Here is a 21,833-nt window from a genome sequence, read left to right on the forward strand (position 1 = left end):
ACCGCGCCTAGCGTCGCCGGTGACCGGCCCGTCAGTGACGACGGGCAACGAGGCGCTGCAGGGGGCACGCCACGAGGCCTGTTGCTCCCTGCCCGAAGGGGAGTGGCGGGCGTGGTGGAGCAGGGGGACTCCGAGCTGTTGGGCGAGATCCGCGACGGTGCGCGGTGGGCCGCGTCGCAGCTCTACGAGCGTCATCGCCCCGCGGGGCTGCGCCTCGTGCGGCGCATCAGCCGTTCCTTCGACCCTGAGGATGCGCTCCACGACGCGTGGGCCAAGATCCTGCACGCGATCCATGCCGGCGCCGGGCCTCGCGAGGAGTTCACCCCGTACTACTACTCGGCGATCCGGTCCGTGGTGTTCACGCGAGCGGCCCGAGAGGTCCGCAAGATCGCTGCCGAGCAGGCCGCCGCCCAGGAGGAAGTCGTCGTGCCGCGCGACGCGACCGAGGGGTTCGTCGTGCGCGAGGCCTTCGAGAGCCTCCCCGAAAGGCACCGGATCGCCCTGTGGGCGGCCGAGGTCGAGGACCTGCCGCGGCAGCAGATCGGCGAGCTCCTGGGTATCGACGACGGAGCCGTCTCTGCGCTGCTGTACCGCGCGCGGGCCGGGCTCCGGCGCGAGTGGCGGTTCCTGACGTCCGAACGCGACCCGACCTGGCAAGAGCGGGCGCCCTAGATGTGACACAGGTCACATCGGTGCTTCCGTCACTTCCTCCCGGGGTCGGGGTCTTGACGGGTGATCGGTGAAGTGACGGAGACCACACGAGGGCGTCCGTCGACCGGGCCCTCGGGCCTCACGTGGTTTGGGCAATACCTCGACGACGAAGTTCCAGAGTCACGCCAAGGAAAGGGGCCAGCGTGCTCGCATCGCACCGGACCTCCAGGGGCAGTCGGTCCGCCCCCCGTACCACTCGCCTCGCCGCGCTGCGGCACCGGTTGGCCGGCCTCGCCGTGCTGCTGGTGGCCGCGCTGATCGGCAGCGTCGCGATCGCGACGCCCGCGCAGGCGGTGACCGTCTACGAGCTCGAGGGCGAGTGGGACGACGACACGCCTGACGTCGTGCAGACCGGGGACTCGGTCGCCGGCACGTGGTGGGCGAACGTCAACGACGACTCCGAGGCGCCGGGCAACGAACCGGTCGACAACGTGACGATCACGGTCACGGCGGTCGGTGCGGTCTTCGAGGAGATTCCCCCGGTCTGTCTGACGGAGGGAGTCGATCCGCCGTCGGAGATCCTGGACGACGGCGCGACGCTGGTGTGCAACGGGGGCACGTTCGACGAGGGCACCGCGTTCCGCCTGGACACGGCGGTGACGGTGACGGCCGTGGACGGTGAGTCGGTCTCGCTGTCGGCCACGGTGGCCGACCAGGCGGCGGAACTTCCTGAGATCCCGGTGGAGAACCCGTTCGTCATGGACATCGTGTGGGACGAGAACTCCGGGGCTGCGTCGAACAATGGCGACTCCCGGGACATGACGTTCAACTGGACGTTGATCCATGGTGCGTTCAGCCCGGATGGCCAGGACCCGATCACCTATACCTTGGACGTGAGCAACTCGGTCGGTGGTCCGATGCAGATCGGCCCGGAGGCATGCTCGGCTTTTGAGACGGGGACGGCGACCGGTCACCCGTGGTCCGGGGGTGATCACCCTGCCGACCAGATGGCACCGTTCGTCGACGACTGCACGTTGACACAGATCAACGGCACGACCTTTGAACTGACGCTGTCCGGCATCGACTACAGCCACGCCCAGGTTCCGACCAACGACTCGACCGGGAACACGCTGCCCCACGCACGAGTCGCCGTTGCGTCCGGGCAGGTGCAGTTTCGTGTCATCACCGACGAGAACTCGGGACAGGTGACCGTGGAATCGAGCGCTCCGACGTACACGTCGGTCAACGGTGCCTTGGCAGAGGACGACGGGACCAACAACTCCTCGACCAACAACTGGATCAGCGGCGTACATTACGGCGGCTGGAGCCCGAACTACACCGGATCGAGTGCATCGAGCTGGGCCGACACCTACCGCGTCAGCCCGGGAACCGAGGTGCGGGCCTCTGTCTCGATGAACTATCGGAACGTGGATGAGGTGGCGACCGTAGGTGGCATGTGCGTGATACTCGACTCCGAGTATGTCGATTTCACCAGTGTGGACGTCGTGGACGTCAACAACGGATTCACCGAGGTTGACGTGCCGGTCGAGTACTTGGTCGCCGCCGCTCCGTACGCCGATCCGAACGCGATCGAGCCCTGCGGCAACGAGAGTCTCAACTGGGTGTCCACACCGCCGGCTGACCTGACGACGGTGCGTGCGGTGCGCACGCAGTACGACATCGCCGACGTCGGCACGGACTCGCGGCCAGCCTTGCGCGTCTACCAGACCATCGACAGTGACATCGATCCCGGTCAAGACGTGTGGATGTGGAGTGCCTACCGCGGGACCGGCAGTGGCGCTCCATGGACCTACCCGAATCGTAGCAACGACCCTGATGATGTCTCGAACGAGGGCGTTTCGACGGCGGATGCCCGGTACCCGTTCACCGGTCCTCACCGAGATGTACTGCGCATCTCGACGGTGTCGCCGGCGGTGTCCAAGTCGGTGGACCCGGCGACGGTGGACCCGGGCGACTCGGCGACCTTCACAGTGACGTACGCGGCCGAGGGAGTCGGCGATCTCTCCCCGACGGTTGACGGCTACGAGATCGTGGACACGCTGCCCGAGGGAATGACGTACGTGGCAGGGTCCTCGTCGACGGGTAGCGATCCCGAGATCGAGGGGAGTACGCTGACGTGGACCATTGACGGGGTGCCGACCAACGAGGACCAGACCCTGACCTACGAGGTCGATGTCGCCGAAGACGTCGACCCTGGTGCGCGGCTGGTGAACAGTGTGGACGGCAGCGTGGGTGGTCTTGAGACCGAAGAGCCGGCGACGGCTGCGGTCACTGTCAACGCCGCCGGTTCCACATCGATCCTCAAGACGGCGGATCAGGCATTCATCCCGAACGTGAACGGTGACGGTGTCGGTGAGGGGTCCTGGACGGTGGACGTGGTCTCGGAGGACTCGTCGGCGCAGGTGTTCACGGACACGATCGACATCCTGCCGTACGCGGGGGACGGCCGCGGTACGGACATGACGGGCACGTACGAGCTCAGCGGTGACGTCACCGTGAGCATGGGCGCCACCGTCTACTACACGACGGCGGACCCGGCGACGCTGTCCGACGACCCGGCCGACCCGATGAACGGGGCCTCGGGTGACACGACGGGCAACACGGTGGGCTGGACCACGACGTTCGACCCGGACGCGACGGCGGTGCGTGTCATCACCGACGAGCTCGAGCCACGGGGGGCGTTCAACTTCACGATCCCGATCGTGACCGACGGGATGGACAGCGCGGACGTGCTGGTCAACCGGGCGCAGGGTCGGGCGGAGAACACCCGTCTGGTGATGCGGACCTCGGCGGAGACGCAGATCGCCACCTACTACTCGGCGAACCTGAAGAAGTACGTCCAGGACTCCGAGGGGGAGTGGCAGGACGCGCAGGAGCCGGGGACTGGCCCCGAGTTCCACATCGGGGACACCGTCCCGTACCAGATCGTGGTGGAGAACACCGGGCAGGGCACGCTGACCAACATCGAGGTCACGGACGACCTGTACCCGGAGCTCGGCTCATTCACGATCGACGTGCTCGAGCCGGGGGAGAGCTACGTCCACGGGTTCGAGATCGTGCTGACCGAGCCGGTGGGCGAGGACGACGTGGTGAACACGGCGTGCGCCGAGTCCGACATCCCCGAGGACTCGGTGGACGAGAACGGCGACCCGCTGCCGCCGGAGATCAACTGCGACCCGGCCAGGTTCACGCCGGTGGGGGACACCACCCACACCAAGGAGCTGGTCTCGGCCGCTCCGATCGGTGGCGGGCAGTGGGAGATCGTCTACGAGATCGTGGTGGAGAGCGTCCAGACGCCGGCCGCGGAGTACGCGCTGGCGGACGAGCTGCACTTCACCGACCAGGCGACGATCACCTCGGCCGAGGTCACGGCGTCCCCGGGCGACGTGACGCTCACCGACCCGGCGTGGGACGGTCAGGGCAACCTGATGGTCACGGACTTCGCCGAGATCGAGGGGATGGACAACCCGGACTACGAGCCGCACGTCTACCAGGTGACGGTCGTCGCTGACGTGCCGCTGCAGCTCGAGGGTGCCGGCGGCGCCGATGACCCGACGGCCTGCGGCGCCGAGGACGGCGAGCCCGAGGACCGGGCGTTCACCAACACCTCGGAGCTGACGAAGTCGAACGGGGAGACCGAGCAGGACGAGGCCTGCGCGGAGCTGCCGTCGATCGACGTCACCAAGTCGATCACCGACGGGCCGGTGCCCAACGGTGACGGCACGTGGACGGTGTCCTACGACCTCGTCGCCTCGAACGACGGCGCGGCCGAGGGTGAGTACGACCTGTCGGACGCGATGACGGCGGCCGGTGACCTGGAGGTCGTCGACACCTCGCTCACCGGTTGGCCGGAGGGTGTCACTCCGGACGAGCTGTGGACCGGGCTGGGCGCCGAAGGGTCGCCGGAGAACGTCATCGTCAGGGGTGAGACGCTGGCCGGTGGGTCGCAGCACTCCTACCAGGTGGAGGTGGTGCTCGGCATGGCCGAGGACGCCGCGTACCCGCCGGACGTGTCAGCCTGCCCGGACGAGCCGGGTGGCGAGGGTGGCGGTCTGGCCAACACGGTCGAGATCGACCACAACGACCTGACCGACACGGACGAGGAGTGCACCTCGGTGGCCGCGATCGTGGTCGACAAGTCGATCTCGGACGGCCCGGTGCCGAACGGTGACGGGACGTTCACGATCACGTACGACCTGGTGGCCGAGAACGTCGGTGGCGCCGCGGGTGAGTACGAGGTCACCGACCGGCTGCAGTACGGCGAGGGCATCGAGATCGTCGAGGCCGGGATCGTCACGGCGCCCGAGGGCGTCGAGACGAACGGCGAGTGGACGGGGCTGGGTGCCGAGGACGCGGCGGTCAACAGCGTGGCCTCCGGTGTCTCCCTCGACGCCGGGACGACCCACACCTACCAGGTCGAGGTCCTCGTCCAGCTGGACGAGGACACGATCGACCCGTCGGTGCTGCAGTGCCCCGAGCCCGGCTCCGGTGAGTCGGGGGGCCTTGCGAACTCGACCGAGCTCGAACACAACGGGATCACGGACTCCGACGACGTGTGCGCCTCGCTGCCGCTGATCGACATCGCCAAGTCCATCGCGGACGGCCCGGTGCCGAACGGTGACGGGACGTGGACCATCTCCTACGAGCTGGTGGCCATGAACTCCGGTGGCGCCGAGGGCGACTACGACCTCGCGGACCGTCTGCTGTACGGCGAGGGAGTCGTCGTCGAGTCGGCGGCCGTCGTCACGGCACCTGACGGCGTCGAGACGGAGGCCGGCTGGACGGGTCAGGGCGACGAGGGCGCGGCGGAGAACGTCATCGCCTCCGGCGTCACCCTGCCGGCCGAGAGCGACCACACCTACGAGGTGGACGTCGTGGTCTCTCTGGACCGCGAGACGGTCACGCCGGAGGCGCTGGAGTGCCCCGAGCCCGGGTCGGGCGAGAGCGGTGGCCTGGCGAACTCCACGGAGCTCACCCACAACGGTGAGAACCGGGACGACGACGTGTGCGCCCCGCTGCCGCTGATCGACATCACCAAGTCCCTGGTGGGCGCGGTGATGCCGGTCGAGGGCGAGGACGGCGTGTACGACGCCACCTACGAGCTGCTCGTGACGAACGAGGGGGCCGGTGACGGTGCCTACGACCTGACCGACACCCTGTCGGCCGGGGAGGGCATCGAGGTGATCGGCGTCCAGGACGTGACGACCGACGCGCCGGACGCCGTGCTCAACGACGGCTTCGACGGGATCGAGGACGTCACCATCGTCACCGACCAGCCGATCGCGGGAGCCGACGGCGCAGCCGTCGAGCACCGCTACGAGGTCGTCGTGCGCTACAGCGCCGACCTGTTCGGTGTCGAGGTCCCGACCGACGACGTCTGCTCGACGGCCGACGGCGGACCCGTCCCCGGTGCGCTGGCCAACGAGGCGTCCGTGGACTGGAACGGGATCACCGAGGACGACGAGGAGTGCCTGCGGGCCGGCAAGCCGACCATCGACAAGGAGCTGACGTCGGCCGCGCCGGTCGGTGACGGCCAGTGGGAGGTCGTCTACGACATCACCGTCGGCAACGTCGGTGATCAGGGCACGTTCTACGACCTGGACGACGAGCTGCACTTCGCCGAGGACGTCACCGTCACGGACGTGGGCGTCGTCGGGCCGGAGGGCGTTGCGGTCAGCGACACCTTCGACGGGATGGAGGACACGCGGATCTCCACCGACGTGCCGATCATCGGGCTGGACGACGAGGCCTATGCGCCGCACGTCTACACCGTCAACGTCCTGGCCGACGTGCCGCTGCAGGTCGGTCCCGGTGAGGCCGACGGCACGGGCGCACCGGACTGCACCGAGCCGGCCGGGGGCAACACCCTGGAGCAGGGGCTCAACAACGCCGCCACGCTGACGGACGAGAACGGCAACGAGACCACGGACACCGACTGCGGTCCGCTGCCGTCCATCTCGATCGACAAGCAGCTCGTCGGGGAACCGACCCAGGGCAGCGGGGGCACATGGACGGTGGAGTACGAGATCACGGCCACCAACGACGGCGCGGCCGAGGGCGAGTACACCCTCACCGACCGTCTGCGCTTCGGTGCCGGCCTGGACATCACGTCCGCGGCCGTGACCGTCACGCCCGACGGCGTCACGGCGGCGTCGGGCTGGACCGGCCAGGGCGGTGAGGGCGACCCCGCGAACGTGGTCGCCACCGACGTCCTGCTGGGCGCAGAGCAGGCCCACACCTACCAGGTGCGGGTCACGGCGAACCTCGACGAGGACCAGGCGGACGAGTCCACGTTCGCCTGCCCCGCACCCGGTTCGGGGGAGCCGGGCGGGTTCGCCAACACCGCGGGCGTCGACCACAACGGCCTGACCGGTCAGGCCGACGCCTGCGCGACACCTGACGAGCCGGAAGACCCGACGCCGGCCGGACCGGGCAGCCTGCCCGTCACCGGCGCGACGATCGGGTGGCTCTCCGCGGCCGCAGTCCTGCTGCTGCTGCTCGGCGCGGCGGTCGTCCTGACCACCCGCCACCGCCGGCTCCACCAGTAGCCGACGGCTCAGGTCGTCGACCACGACGGCGTCGCTCACCCCGCGGGGAGGGCGGCGCCGTCGTCGTGTGCGGACGACCGCCGGCCACGGCTGCATCCTGTGGGCCGCCTCACATCTTGCGGCGTCATGTCAGCAGTTCGTCGACGTCTTGCCCGGTGGTGCCTGTGCCGACCCTGATCAGCAGCGGTCAGCAGCCACTTCCGGACGAGCGACGACGAGAGGGCGAGATGACGGACAGGCGAGCAGCCGGTGGAGTGCTGCGTGAACGGCGGTCAGGACGGTGGCGACGCGGCTGGTCGCTCCTGGGGGTCTTGGCGCTCGCGCTGCCCCTCGTGGCCGTCCCGGCGACCTCTGCCAGCGCCGCGACCTGGGGCATCCAGAAGCAGGAGACGAGCGCCGGCCCGTACGCGCCCGGCCAGGACGTGCAGTGGCTCGTGACGATCTCCTGCTCGGACCCGAACCAGGACCCGTGCACGAACACCGTCCTCAGCGACCCGTTGCCCGAGGGCGTCGAGCTCGTCAGCGCCACCATCCAGAACCAGAACGGCTCCGACGGCCAGATCGACGCCGACCTCGAGGCGAACACGGTCACCTACACGGCGCCGACGGTGGGCAACGGCACGCAGGTCCAGATCGCCATCACCGGGCGCATCGACCCCGACCTGCCGTACAGCGCGTCCGGGGTGCCGATCACCAACACGGCGACCGTCGTCGCGGACAACGCCGCCGAGGCCGACGACACGGACGACATCGTCCCGGTCGTCGATCTCGTCCTGGACTCCCGGACCGCCAAGACGATCGACCCCGAGGGCGCGCTCGCCGAGCCCGGCACGCCGGCCACGATGACGTTGGAGGCCACCAACACCTCCAACGACGCGGTCGACACGCTCGTGGTGCAGGACCCGGTGGACCCGACCGCCGACCCGAACCCGTTCACGTACCTCGAGTACACGGGCACCGGCGACATCACGCTCCCGCCGGACGCGGACACCGTGGACAGCGAGTACTGGGACGGCGACTCCTGGGAGCCGCTCGACGCCGCGGTGGACCCGAGCACCGTGCAGGGCGTGCGCTACACGTTCAGCGGCGACGTCCAGCCTGGCGCCTCGGCGACCATCCCCGTCGAGGTGCAGCAGAGCGAGGCCGTCACCGAGCTCGCCGACCAGACCACGGTCACCAACGACGTGTCCTCCCACGTCACCCACCCCGAGGGCGAGTCCGACCCGACGACGGCGGAGGACACCTACGTCATCACGCCGCCGAACAACGCCGTGACCGCGTCCAAGAGCTTCGACCCGGCCACCGTGAGCGCCGGCGACCCGACCACGGTCACCCTGGGTGCCACGAACGCCGGGACCCAGGTGGGCTCGCTGACGATCACCGAGCCGTCGCCGGGCGCCGACAGCCCCTTCGAGGGCGACGACCCGATCACCTTCACCGGGTGGGGCACCGACGGCGCCGGGGCGGGCGTCGTCTGGCCGGCGGACGCCACCGAGGCCACCGTGACGTTCACGTGCGCCGACGGCGGGACGTCCGACGAGAGGACCACGGCGGTGAACAGCCTGCCCGCTGCGCCCGACGGCTGCGAGGTGGTCGGCTTCACCGTCGAGTTCACCGGTGACATCGTCTCGAGCGCCGGGGCGACGATCCCCTTCACGGGGGACACGGACCCCGACCAGGACGCCGACGACGTCACGCACCCGAACGAGATCACCGCGCAGGTCCCGAACGCCGAGGACACCGCCGCCGCGGAGCTCGTCACCCTGACCGACCGGCTCGCGACCGAGACGACCAAGTCGATCTCGCCGTCGACGATCCCTGCCGTCCCGGGGCAGAGCGTCATCATGCAGCTGCCGACCCAGCTCCTGCCGTTCGGTCCGGAGGGCTCCACGACGAACGCCGACCAGATCGTCGTGCAGGACCCGACCGAGCCGGAGAACCCGTCGAGCTTCTGGGGCAGCTTCGTCCCCTCCGAGGTGCGCAGCACCGACGTCCCGGCGGACTCCACGCTCACCGTCAGCTACTGGGACGGCGCCGACTGGGTGGCCGCCCCCGGCTGCGGGCCGTTCACCGGCCCCGACACCGTGAGCTGCGACCTCCCCGAGGACGCCCAGGGCGTCCAGCTCGTCTACGACTCCACGGCCGACGGCTTCGCGCCCGGCACCCAGGTGCAGCCGAACCTCGTCGCCGAGTACACCGGGTCGCCGGACCAGGCGGAGCCGCTGACGAACTGCGCGGCGTCCAGCGCGTCGTCGGACGCGGTCACGGACACGCCGTGGGCGGAGGGGTGCGCCGACGTGACGCCGGAGCCCGTCGACCCGGGCGAGGGCCCCGACCTCCTCACCAAGGAGTTCCTCGAGGACCCGGCGGACGTGATCGCCCGCTCCGACGAGCAGGCCACGGCACGCCTGACCTGGTCGACCGGAGGTTTCTCCGGGATGGAGCAGGTCGTCGTGCAGGACACCGCCGACCCCGTCGCGGCCGACGACCCGGCGATCGCGGACTCGTTCTTCGACGCCTTCGACCTGGTGAGCATCGCGGCGGACGACCCGCTGCTGCCGTACGACCAGGTCGAGTCCGTCGAGCTGTTCGTCGACGGCGCGTGGGTCGCCGCCGAGGGCGACCCGTGCCCGTGCGACGGCGCCTTCCCCGGGTACACGCTCACCGAGGCCGAGCAGGAGGCGGCCACGTCCGTCCGGCTCACCTACGTCGAGTCGCCGACGCGCGGCACGGACGACCCGTCGGCCCCGCAGCCCGGCGACGGGGTCGCCCGCTCGACCCTGGACGCGGGCCGGCACCTCGACCTGAGCTTCCAGGTGCGGGACACCAAGCGCAGCGACGGCAGCCCGGCGCTCGGTGAGTCGGACTACAACACGGCGGACCCGGGGCTGGTGAACGACACCGCTCGCGAGACCGCCTCGCTCGGCGAGACGGAGTACACCGACGTCGACGGCGACGACGTGCTGATCTTCGACCAGCCGCTCAACGTCACGGTCGACAAGGCCTGGACCGGCGGCCCGATCTCCGTCCCGCCGGCCGGCACCCCCGCGGGGTCCTACCCGTCGACGACGTCGACGATCACCGGCACCAACACGTCCGCGGCGAAGGTCGACCAGCTCCGGCTCGCCGACCCGGGCGTGCCGGGCAGCGGCGACGTGCAGACCGCCGAGGGCACCCGCCCGTTCGACGACTTCACCCTGACGGCGATCGACCTGTCGCCCCCGGACGGTGCCGAGACGATCACCGTCACCCTCACTACCTGGGACGGCGGAGCCACGACCGGCACGGAGTACGTGGTCGAGGCCGACGGCACGGGCCTGCCCGCCGACCAGTCCGACGTCGTCGGTGTCGAGGTGGCCTACGACGGCCTCGTCGAGGCCGGCGCGCAGGGCGCGATGGACCTCACGCTGCAGCTGCGGGAGGCGGACCGGTACACCGGCGAGACCATCACCCTCGACACGCTCGAGTCGAACCCCGTACCGAACGGGGCCGTGGCGACGATCGCCGACCCGGGCGGCACCGAGGACGACGTCCGGCTCGCGTACGACGACGCCACGATGGCGCTGCAGGACGCCGAGATCGGCCTCGAGGTCGGCAAGTCCTTCTCGCCCGAGCAGATCGTCGAGCCTGGCACGGGACCGGTGACGATGACCCTGACCGGGGAGCCGGTCGGCCCGTCGCGCGCGGTCGAGATGGTGCTCACCGACGACGACCCGCAGTTCTGGAACCAGTACGACTTCGCGGGCTTCGACGGCGCGACGCTCTCGGCCCCGATCCAGCAGGTCCAGGTCGACGCCTTCACCGGCGCGACCTTCACCGGTGAGCCCGGGTCGGCCGACCCGGTCGCGGTCGACGGCGGCACCTGGGTCGAGGGGACGCCGTCCGCGGCCTTCGAGCTGCCCGACGGCGTCGCCCCGGGCGACGTGCAGGGCCTGCGGTTCACCTTCACCCGGACGGACGGCTCCGTCTGGGAGAACCCGGCCAGCCCCGTGCAGGAGGTACCGGTCTCGGTCGAGCGGCGCCTCGAGATGCGCAGCGGCGGTGCCGTCCAGCACGACCTCGTGGACAACGACCCCGCACCGGGGGAGTCGGCACCGGGCGTCGCGAGCAACACCGTGGACGGCGAGGTGACCGGCGCCGACCTCGTGGTCGACCCGGACTCCGGCGAGACCGTCCCGGTCTCCGCGACGGACGAGGCCGACGCCGAGATCGTCTACGTGCACGCCACGAACGCCGTCGAGATCGTCAAGGACTTCGACGACGTCGTCTCCGGCGGCACGCAGACGCCCGACGGCGTGTTCCCGATGAACATCACGGTCACCAACGCCGGTGACCGCGCGATCGTCGACCCGGTGATCGTGGACGACCCGATGCCGGCGGACGGCGACGGCGCCCAGCTCCGGCTGGCCGACGTCGACGAACCGTTCAGCTACACGCTCGACGGCGCCGCACCCGACCCCGCCACCGGACCCGCGCTGCCGACCGACCCTGCGGAGGTGACGGTCGACCAGACCGGCGACCTCGACACCCTCGGGTTCACCTTCCCGGAGGGGTCGGTGCTCGAGGTGGGGCAGTCGTACACCATCACCGTGCAGGTGCAGTTCCGGCTCGGCCTGCCGGCCCGGACGCTGGTGGAGAACACGGCCGGGGTCACGGCCGACCGGCCGTGGGACCTCTGCGAGCCCCGGCTCGACGAGGAGACCGGCGCCTGCGAGGCGGACGCCGACGTCACCCCGATCCCGGCCGCGGTGCTCGCCCAGACCAAGCACGTCAAGGCCACCGAGGACGACGAGCTCGACGTGATCGTCGACCCGGCGGCCTCGAACCCGCCGGCGGAGTGCGTCCCGGACGCGGACGGCTTCTACTCCTACCCCTGCACCCCGGTCATCGCCCCGGGCCAGAACGAGACGTGGCGGATCGAGATCAACAACGTCGGCAACCTGCCGATGGACAAGCTCGTGATCTACGACCGGCTGCCGACGCCCGGGGACACCGGCTCCTACGCGGACTCGGCGCGCGACTCGGCGTGGGGCCCGTACCTCACCACCGACCCGCCGCCGGAGCTGGTCGACGCTCCCGAGGGGGCCGACCTGAGCTTCGCGTACTCGACCGTGCAGGACTACTGCATGGACGACCTCGAGGACGCGGCCAACGAGCCGATCTGCCCGACGGACGACCCCGAGACGGGGTGGGTGCCGCTGACGGGCACGGAGTCCGACGAGCTGTTCGCGTCGATCACGGCGATCAAGATGGTCATCACGTTCCCCGAGGACGACCTCTTCCAGCCCGGCGACCACGTCGACCTGGACGGCACCACGACGACGCCGCCCGTGGCGCCCGAGGCCGGCGATCTCTCGATCGCCTGGAACTCCGCGGCGGCCTCCGGTTCGGTGTTCGCCGACGGCAGCTCGTCATCGATCCTGCCCACCGAGGGCACGAAGGTCGGCGTCGCGACGGCGACCGGCTCGCTCGCCGTGGACAAGGCGGTGACCGGGCCCGGCCTCGCGTACGCCCCGGAGCGCTTCGAGCTGACGGTCGAGTGCGTCTCCGCCGTCGACACCTGGGTCGAGACCGCGCTGGAGCCGATCACGGTCACGGTGACGCCCGGTGAGCCCGTGACCGTGCCGAACCTTCCGTACGGCTCCCGCTGCACGGTGACCGAGGGGGACAACGGGCAGTCGAGCTTCTCCACCGAGACGGTCACCATCGGCCAGGAGCCGGACGTCGCCGAGATCACGGCGACGAACGACTACCAGCTCACCGGGATGGAGCTCGCCAAGCAGGTGGAGAGCGACGCCGTCGACGCCACCGGCGGGGCCGTACCGTACGGCCCGTTCGAGGTCACCGTGGAGTGCACGTTCCTCGACGAGGCGGTGTACGCCGACGGCTACGACGCCGACACCCCGATGGTGCTGACGCTCGAGGACGGTGCTGCCCCCACGACGCTCGACGGCTTCCCCGTGGGGACCGAGTGCACGGTCACCGAGACCGAGACGATGTCCGCGGCCTCGACGTCGATCGAGGTCAGCCAGGACGGCACCGACCCGGTGACGACGGACGGCGCGTCCGCCACCGTGGTGCTCACCGAGCTGCCCGAGGGCTCCGAGGACGACGTCGCGACCTCGGTCGAGATCACCAACACCTACGAGGTCGGGTCGCTCGACCTGCTCAAGGTGGTCGGCGGTGACGGCGCCGAGTCCTACGGCACCGGCCCGTTCGTCATCGACGTCGTGTGCGTCGTGACGGGGACCGAGCCGGAACCGCGGGTCGTCTACGACGGCTCCGTGGTGCTCGGCGGAGCCGGTCCGCTCGAGGCGCAGATCACGAACCTGGCGGCCGGCGCGGAGTGCGCGGTCACCGAGAGCGAGGACGGTGGGGCGACCAGCACGGTCGTCACCCCGGAGTCCGTGGTCGTGGACGGCGGCGACACCGTCGGCGTCCAGGTCGTCAACACCTTCGACGTCGGGTCCGTCGTGGTGGACAAGGTCGTCGTCGGTGACGCCGCCGAGTTCGCCGTCGGCCCGTACGAGGTGCTGCTCGAGTGCACCTGGCAGGGCGAGGGCCTGGCGGTGCCCGGCGGCGCGGCGCGCGAGCTGGTGCCGGGCGAGCCGGTGACCTACGACGGCCTGCCCGTCGGCGCCGACTGCGTCGTCACCGAGACCGTCGACAGCGGGGCGACCTCCGTCCAGGTGTCGTCGGTCGACGACGGCGCGCCCGGCGCCGTGACCGTCGGCGCAGAGCCCGCGGAGGTGACCGTCACCAACACCTTCGACGCCGGGTCGGTCCAGGTGGACAAGGTGGTCGACGGCGACGCCGCGCAGTACGCGACGGGCCCGTACGAGGTGGCTCTGGAGTGCACCTTCGCCGGCGAGGCCGTCGAGGTGCCGGGCGGTGCGGTGCGCCCGCTGGTTCCCGGCGAACCCGTGCTCTACGACGGGCTGCCCGTCGGTGCCGGGTGCGCCGTGACGGAGACCGACGACGGCGGTGCCACCGGTGTGGTGGTCGCGCCGGAGTCCGTGTCGGTCGGGGCCGACCCGGTCGAGGTCGTGGTGACCAACACGTTCGACCTCGGGCAGGTCGCGGTCACCAAGGTGGTCGACGGTCCGGGTGCGGCCTTCGGCGCCGGGCCCTTCGAGGTGGCGCTGGAGTGCACCTTCCGGGGCCAGCCCGTCGAGGTCCCCGGCGGCGCGACCCAGGCCCTCGCGGCGGACGGCACGGTGACGTACACCGGCCTGCCCGTCGGCTCCGACTGCCTGGTGACCGAGACCGACGCGTACGGCGCGACGAGCAGCGAGGTCTCCACGACGGTCGACGGCGGCGCACCCGGTGCGGTGGTGGTGCCGGGCGCCGGCGCCGATCCGGCCGTCGTCACCGTCACCAACACCTTCGAGGTCGGAGCGGTGCAGGTGGACAAGGTCGTGGACGGCCCGGGTGCCGAGCTCTGGGGTGCCGGGCCGTTCGAGGTGACCCTGGAGTGCACCTTCCAGGGCGAGGTGATCGAGGTGCCCGGCGGGGCGACGCGCGAGCTCGTGCCCGGCGAGCCGGCGTCGTACGACGGCCTGCCCGACGGCGCGGAGTGCGTCGTCTCGGAGACCGGCGACGGCGGTGCGGACGCCACCACCGTGTCGGCCGTCGACGGCGGTGAGCCGGGTGCGGTCACCGTGGCGTCCGGCGAGGCCGCCGGGGTGACCGTGACGAACACGTTCGGTCCGGTGCCGGCCGAGCCCGAGAGGGGTGGTTCCGGGGACGACGGTGACTCCCGTTCCCAGGGCGCCGGCGACAACGTCTCGGGCGGCGGCGACCTGCCCCGCACCGGTGTCGCGATCGCCGGGACGCTGGGCCTCATGGTGCTGCTGCTCGCGGCCGGCGCGCTCCTGCTGACGGTCCGCCGTCGTCGGGAGTCCTGAGGCCGAGCACCGACGGACGGCGCCCCTGCCCACGCCGGCAGGGGCGCCGTCGTCGGGTCGCGCCGGTGCGCCCGGCCGGACTTCACCCGGTGGCGGCCGTCAGGTGCGGGTGCGACCTGCGTCATGACAGGTACCGGGCGGCGACAGGCGAGGGGGCCTCGGTGAGGATGCGGACGACATATGCGTTGACCCCGACGATCTGGGGATATGCACGGATCGGTGGCTCCGGGCCGCCGGAACGGCCCGGATCGCAGGACGGAACGGTCCGCGTCGACGTGATGGTCCCGCCGCTCCTGACGCCCGACGAGCTGGCCGACCTGCACTCGCGCCTGCGGCCGACGGCGGCCGAAGGCGGCCGGGAGGTCGATGCCGGGCTGGGGACTCGTCGCGTCGTCCGGGAGGCCCTCGCCGGAGCGATCGAGGTCCGGACGAGCGAGGCGCTCGACCGGGCCGACCGTAACGTGGCCGAGTCGCCCCTGGTCGGCGCGTTCGCCGGCCTGGTGGTCCGCGGCGGGCAGAGCATGCTCACGGTCTCCCGTGCTGCGCTGGCGCGCGAGCTGGCCTGGGCCGGTGTCCGGGCGGCGTGCGTGGGGGACACCCCGAGCATGGTCGACGCGGTGCTGGCGCTGGAGGCTCTGCTGGCGACGTCGGACCGCACCTGACGGTGCCGCGGCACGTGGTCCGGGACCCGTCCCCCTGCGACGTGTCCCGGACCGTGGTCGATGTCGACCCGTGCCGGCAGCGACGGCCCTCAGGCAAGGAGGGTGCTGCCCGTGAGCCGCCGCCACCTGCTCAGACCTCGCCGGGCCGGGTCGATGACGCGGCGCGGAGTGATCCACGTCACGATCGATTCGCGTCATGATCGATAAGTACGGTTGTCTAACTATCTGGTGGTGAGAGCCTCCACCAGCGATCGAACGGAGTGTTCATGACTCACGCAGTGGACGGGTGGGCCGTCCGCGGACGCCTCCGGCGCGCGGCGACCGTGGCCGCCGCGACGGGCCTCGCGCTCGGCGGCGCCCTCGCCGTCACCGTCGGGCCCGGAGCGGCGCCCGCTGCCGCCGCAGTGCCCGCCGACCGGTGTGCGGCGGAGGGCGAGATGCCCGGCATGGGTGGCGCGCCGACCTTCACCGACGGCAACGTCGCCGTCTACGCGGGTGGCGACTACCTGGCCACCGGGACCGCGGCCGAGTCCGAGGGTCTCCTCCTCGTCCGCGGCGACGCGACGTTCGCCAAGGACGCCGGCGGTGTCTTCAACGTGGGCGCCGTCGGCGCGGGGTCCGGCATCGTCCCGGCACCGGGCGAGACGATGCTCGCCGTCGGTGGGAACGTCACCGTCGCCGACGACACCGAGGTGCACGTCGGCGCGTACATCGACGACGGCGGAGCGGTCCGCGTCGGCGGGACCCTGACGCCGGGAGGAGGCGTCGACACCTTCGGAGGGATCGTGGAGGAGGGGCTCGGCGCCGAGTCCGCCATGGCCCCGTACGCGGGCTTCCAGTCCACGATCGCGGACGTGTCGGCAGACCTCGCGGGCGCCGGCACCACCGGCACCGCGGCGCGGTCCGGACAGCAGGTCACGTTCACCGGTAGCGGCGGCACCGACCTCGAGACCGTCGAGATCTCGGCGGCGGACCTGAACGGCGTCACCGAGGTCTACGTCGAGGGGATCGACGAGGGCGCCGCCGTCGCGATCACCGTCACGGGCGGTCCCGTCGACCTCGCCCCGACCTACTTCATGATCGACGGGGAGCGGGTGGACGACTTCGCCAGCCCCGGCTACGGGAACGCCGCGTCCCAGCTCCTGTGGAACCTCGCGGACGCCGAGCAGGTGACCATCGGCGGGACGAGCCAGTTCATGGGCACGATCCTCGCGCCCGCCGCGGACACCGAGATCACGGCCAGCACCAACGGCCGCGTCTACGTCGGCGGCGACCTGACGACCAGCGGCACCGGCAACGAGCAGCACAACTACCCCTGGATCGGCGCGCCGGAGACCAGCTGCGTCACCGAGATCGCCGCGGTCGGCGGGTTCTCCGTGGTCAAGGAGGTCACGGGCGCGGGCGCCGGCCTGGTGGACCCGGGCACGGAGTTCTCCGTCGAGTACGCCGCGACCGTCGACGGCGAGCCCGTCGCGGGCACGCTGGTGGTCCCGGCGGGCGGCACCGTCGTGGACGGTCCGCAGGACCTGCCGGCCGGGACGATCGTGACGTTCGCCGAGTCGGGTCTGCCCGAGGTCGAGGGCGTCGTGTGGGGTGCTCCGGAGTTCTCGCCGTCGTCGGTGACCGTGACGGCCGACGAGGTCGTGCGGGTGACCCTCACCAACACCGCGGACGCCGTCGGCACCGAGGAGGAGACCCCTGAGCCCACGCCCGAGGTGACCGAGCCCGGCGACGAGACCACGCCCGAGGTCGAGGAGCCGGAGGTCGACGAGCCGGGCGGGTCCCAGGACCAGGACCCGCAGGACACCACCGGTCAGCAGGTGACGGGAGCGGACCCCGACACGGACACGGCCGACCAGGTGGTCGCGACGTCGGACGAGACGGGCACGCTGCCCGTCACCGGGACCGAGGCCGGCATCGCCGCGGCGGTCGCGGTCGCGCTGCTCGCCGCCGGTGCGTGGCTCGTCGTCATGGCGCGCCGCCGAGCCCGCGGCGGACGGGTGTGAGAGCCGTCCCGGGCCGCCCTGACGCTCAGGGCGGCCCGGGACGCCACCGGTGCCAGTGCACCGAGGTGACCGGGCGGTCGGTCGCGAGGGCGCCGATCTGCGGACCCGCGCGCAGGTCGACCAGGTGCAGACCGTCGAAGATCCGTTGCGGCTCCGGTGCCCACAGCCGGTCGATCCCCAGGCCCCGGGCCTTGAGCGCGGCCTCGCCGCGCACCCAGGCGCGTGAACCCACGCCGTCCTTCTCGGCGTCGAGCCCGACGACGCCGTCCGGGACGACGGCCATCGCCGCGACCCGACCGGCCCTCGCCATCGAGTACGCCGGCCCGTCCACGGCCACCGGACGACCGTGGCCGCTGCGACCGCAGCGCGCGCAGCGACGGGCGATCCGGACGTCCTCGACGCCGACGCCCAGCGCCCGGGCGAGCACCGAGCGCTGCATCGCCCGCGACGTCGCGACGAGGTCGGCGACCGCCGGCGTCGCCGCCCGGCGGACAGCGGCCGCGTCCTCCGCGGACAGCGAGGCGGCGCAGCGCGCCACCGGGACCACCGGACCGACCCAGAGGTCGACGATCACGCCCTCTCGAACACGTCGGTGCGTGCCGGAGCATCGATCCATCCGATCGTGTGGAACCAGTAGATGTAGGTGTCCAGCATCGCCTCGTCGACCGGGGGGCACTCGATGCCTGACCCCGCGAGCCCTGCCTCGACGTTCTCGCGGCCGAACTGAGGGAACAGGTCCTCGAAGTACAGCTCCTTGACGCTGACGTCGCGCTGGGCAGCCACGGTGGTGAAGATCGGCAGGAACGCCACGATCGGGTGCTCCGGGTGAGCGGTGCAGAACTCTCGCAGCGCACCGACCCACTCGTCGTAGCCGATCGTCCTGATCCGGTGTCCCGCGAGCCGCAGACGTTCGACGATGTCGGACAGGACGGCGAAGGACGGGTTCGTCAGGTGGTAGGTGGCCGCGACGTGATCCGGCCGTTCGGCGAGATGGACCAACGCACGCGCCAGGTAGTCCGCCGGCACGAAATCCAGAGGCAGGCGGGCGTCGGGTGCGAGACCCATCTCGACGATGGCCTTGAAGAGTGCGACGATCGCCGCTTCGGTGTTCCAGGCGCCGTCGCGCAGGTTCCCCGTGATCTCGTACGGGCGGTACACCGACACCGGGACACCGCGTTCCGCCGCCAGGCCCAGGATCTTCTCCGCCACCCACTTGCTCTCCGGGTAGCCCATCGACATCCGCTCCACATGGCCGACGTCGTCGTTCTCCGAGAGGTGCCGGACGTTCGCCGACCCCATCCCGGAGAGGACCGCGATCGTGGACACGTAGTGCACGGGGATCCCACCACCCCGCAACGCGAGCCGGGCCACCGTGCGAGTCCCGTCGACGTTCGTCGGTCGCAGCCACTCGTAGGGATAGACGAAGTTGACGTGAGCGGCCGAGTGGTGGATGGCGCGTGTACGGCGCGCCAGCGCGTCGAAGTCGTCCGGCGACAGCCCGAGGTCCGCCTCCGTCAGGTCCGCGGGGAGCGCGACGACACGGTCGGCGGCGTCGAGCGGTCCGTGCCCGTAGCGAATCTGGGCCTCGGCGATGCGCTCCCGGCCAGCCACGGGGTCGGGGGCGCGGACCGCGCACTCGACGACAGCGTCGGTGGTGGCGAGAAGGTCGCGCAGCACATAGGAACCGAAGAATCCGGTCGCGCCGGTCAGGAGGATGCGGTCCCCCGTCGGAGCGGTCGTCAGCGGTGTGGTCGCGGGGAGATGGACGTCGCCGTGCCAGCGGTCCGCGTCGCCGTCGATCTCGTCGGCCGCCGACCTGGTGCCAGCGACCACCGACATCACGTGCGCCGTGAACTCGTCCAGGCGTGGTGCGGAGAGCAGCGCACGGATCAGGTCGTAGCCGGTCGCCCCTGCGAGACCCAGGTCGGCCTGGACCCGGGCGACCAGGCGAGCAGCGCCGAGCGAGGTCCCGCCGACGTCGAAGTAGTGCTCGTCCGGCGCCATTTCCGAAGTGCCGAGTGTCGCCATCCACGATTCCGCGACCTGATCGGCGACCGACCCGTGTCGAGGTCGGTGGTCCGGACCTGGCGCGGCGGTGCGTTCGGCCGCGATGCGCTGCAGCGCTGCGCGATCCGCCTTGTCGTTCTGCGTCCGGGGAATCTCGGTCACCTGGACGATGTCGTTGGGCAGCATGTAGGTCGGAAGGACCTCTGACAGCCGGGCACGGAGACCGGCCGCGTCGAACCGCACGCCTGCAGCCGGGACGACGACGGCGACCAACCGCTTGTCGGCCCCCTCGCCGACGACGACCGCGACTGCCTCGCCGACGTGGTCAAGACCGCGGAGCGACTGTTCGACGTCGCCCAGCTCGATCCGGAACCCACGGATCTTCACCTGTCCATCGAGCCTGCGCACGAACTCGTAGGTACCGTCCGACGATCGACGGACCAGGTCCCCGGTGCGGTAGAACGCGCGGGCCCCGCTCTCGCCGACGCTCATCTCCACGAACCGTTCTCGCGTCCGCTCCGGGTCGGAGAGATAGCCCGAGGCGACGCCGACGCCCCCGATGAGGAGCTCGCCGGTGCCCTCCCCCGAGACCGTTCGGTCGCCGTCGAGCAGGAGGCACTCGACGTACGGAAGGGGTCGGCCGATGGGCACCGGACCGGCAGCCCCTGGTTCGACGACGTGGGCGATGGCCACCGCCGTCCCCTCGGTGGGACCGTAGACGTTGATCAGGACGCCGACGTGTCGTGCCACGACCTCGGCGTACCGGGCGTCGAGAGCCTCGCCGCCGGTGATCACCTGAGCCAGGCCGTCGAACACCTCGGGCGACGTCCGTGCCAGGTGGTGGAGCAGGCTGGTGGTGAAGAACGCGGTGTCCACCTCGTGGTGGCGCAGGTGCTCACGGAGCGCCTCGGGGGCGAGCAGCATGTCGGTGTCGACGGCGACGAGGCAGGCGCCGTTCAGCAGCGACGACCAGATCTCGATGGTCGAGGCGTCGAAGGCGAGCGCGGAGGCGTGCAGGAAGCGGCTGCCCGGCCCGACGCTCCAGCACCCGTTCTGCGTGGCGAGCCGCGCCACACCGGCCTGCGACACGGCGACAGCCTTGGGCGTGCCCGTGGATCCCGAGGTGAACATCACGTAGGCGTGGTCCTCCGCCGTCGAGGGGACCGTGACGTCGCGCAGGTCCGGAACGTCGGCGGTCGACTCGTCCGACCGGGCGTCGACGATGTCGACCAGGCCCTCGGCGACCGACGTGTCCGGTGCCGTCGAGACGACGACTCCGCAGCCGGCCACGTCGAGCATGGTCGCCAACCGGCGACGCGGTACGGCTTGGTCGATCGGCATGTACGCGGCGCCCCGGCGCAGCACCCCGATCATCGCCGCGAGGGTGCGACGGCCCCGGGGTCCCAGGACTCCGACGACGTCGCCGTGTCCGACCCCTGCTGCCGCGAGGTCAGCGGCGATCCTGGTCGAGGCCCGTCGCAGGTCGGCATAGGTACTCGTCCCGGAGGCGTCGACCACCGCCGGTTCGTCTGCTTGCCGCTCGGTCAGGCCGTCGAGGTGCTCGATCAGTCCACGGAGGTCGGTCATGAGGACTCCTTGACTGTGGTTGGTCGGGCTCAGTCGCGCCAGAAGTACGTCATCGCTGCGGGGTCGGCGGGGAACACGCGGAGCTCGCTCACGGCGCCGTCCCGGAGGGTGTAGACGTCGGCGAACTCGGCCGTGACCTGCTCCCCGAAGCGCGTGGCCGCGTCGACGGCGATCACCACGCCGCCGTCGTCGTCGAGGGTGATACGGCGGACCTCGGCCCGCGAGGTGCCGTCGGTGAGCTGCGCCATGCGAGCGAAGATGCCGAGGATCTCCGCCTTGCCGTGGTAGACGCCGGAGATCTGCGTCTCACCCGGGATCGACATGACGGCGTCGTCGTGGAAGAGCTGGTCGAGGGCGTCGGCGTCGGCGGCGTTGAAGGCTTCGTAGACCTTCGCGAGGACGCTGCGGTGGGTCAGGGACACGGAACTCTCCTCAGTGTGAGGT

General features: G+C 71.3%; 8 protein-coding genes. 5 read left to right on the forward strand and 3 right to left on the reverse strand.

Annotated elements, in window-relative coordinates:
- The first annotated feature begins 111 nt into the window (after positions 1-111).
- The 5 genes from UQW22_RS09380 (at position 112) to UQW22_RS09400 (ending at position 17,795) form a co-directional block, all read left to right on the forward strand.
- Positions 112-672, forward strand: coding sequence for an RNA polymerase sigma factor (locus tag UQW22_RS09380; RefSeq protein ID WP_407320682.1), 561 nt, complete (start codon positions 112-114; stop codon positions 670-672).
- Positions 673-854: 182 nt separating this feature from the next.
- Positions 855-7,220 (forward strand): hypothetical protein, encoded by a 6,366-nt coding sequence (locus UQW22_RS09385; RefSeq protein ID WP_407320684.1) that lies wholly within the window; start codon positions 855-857, stop codon positions 7,218-7,220.
- A 311-nt stretch (positions 7,221-7,531) separates the two neighbouring features.
- A complete protein-coding gene (locus tag UQW22_RS09390; protein WP_407316434.1) occupies positions 7,532-15,127 on the forward strand; it encodes a DUF5979 domain-containing protein in 7,596 nt (2,531 codons plus the stop codon).
- A gap of 278 nt (positions 15,128-15,405) precedes the next feature.
- The gene (locus UQW22_RS09395; RefSeq protein WP_407316436.1) at positions 15,406-15,789 is read left to right on the forward strand and encodes a hypothetical protein; all 384 of its coding nucleotides are present in this window, start codon (positions 15,406-15,408) and stop codon (positions 15,787-15,789) included.
- Positions 15,790-16,055: 266 nt separating this feature from the next.
- On the forward strand, positions 16,056-17,795 hold the full coding sequence (locus tag UQW22_RS09400) for a choice-of-anchor A family protein (RefSeq protein ID WP_407316438.1): 1,740 nt from the start codon (positions 16,056-16,058) through the stop codon (positions 17,793-17,795).
- A 25-nt stretch (positions 17,796-17,820) separates the two neighbouring features.
- On the opposite strand, the gene UQW22_RS09405 is transcribed toward UQW22_RS09400, so the two are convergent.
- The 3 genes from UQW22_RS09405 to UQW22_RS09415 are packed head-to-tail and all read right to left on the reverse strand — an operon-like array spanning position 17,821 to position 21,811.
- The gene (locus UQW22_RS09405; RefSeq protein ID WP_407316441.1) at positions 17,821-18,369 is read right to left on the reverse strand and encodes a hypothetical protein; all 549 of its coding nucleotides are present in this window, start codon (positions 18,367-18,369) and stop codon (positions 17,821-17,823) included.
- Complete coding sequence (locus UQW22_RS09410; protein WP_407316443.1) at positions 18,366-21,389, reverse strand: non-ribosomal peptide synthetase; 3,024 nt, start codon at positions 21,387-21,389, stop codon at positions 18,366-18,368. Before UQW22_RS09410 ends, UQW22_RS09405 begins: the two co-directional genes overlap by 4 nt.
- 29 nt (positions 21,390-21,418) lie before the next feature.
- Entirely contained in the window at positions 21,419-21,811 is a 393-nt protein-coding gene (locus UQW22_RS09415) for a nuclear transport factor 2 family protein (RefSeq protein ID WP_407316445.1), read from the reverse strand.
- Positions 21,812-21,833: the final 22 nt, after the last annotated feature.

Origin of the sequence: Isoptericola halotolerans (assembly GCF_045689585.1) — a bacterium.
Classification (GTDB): Bacteria; Actinomycetota; Actinomycetes; order Actinomycetales; family Cellulomonadaceae; genus Isoptericola; species Isoptericola halotolerans_B.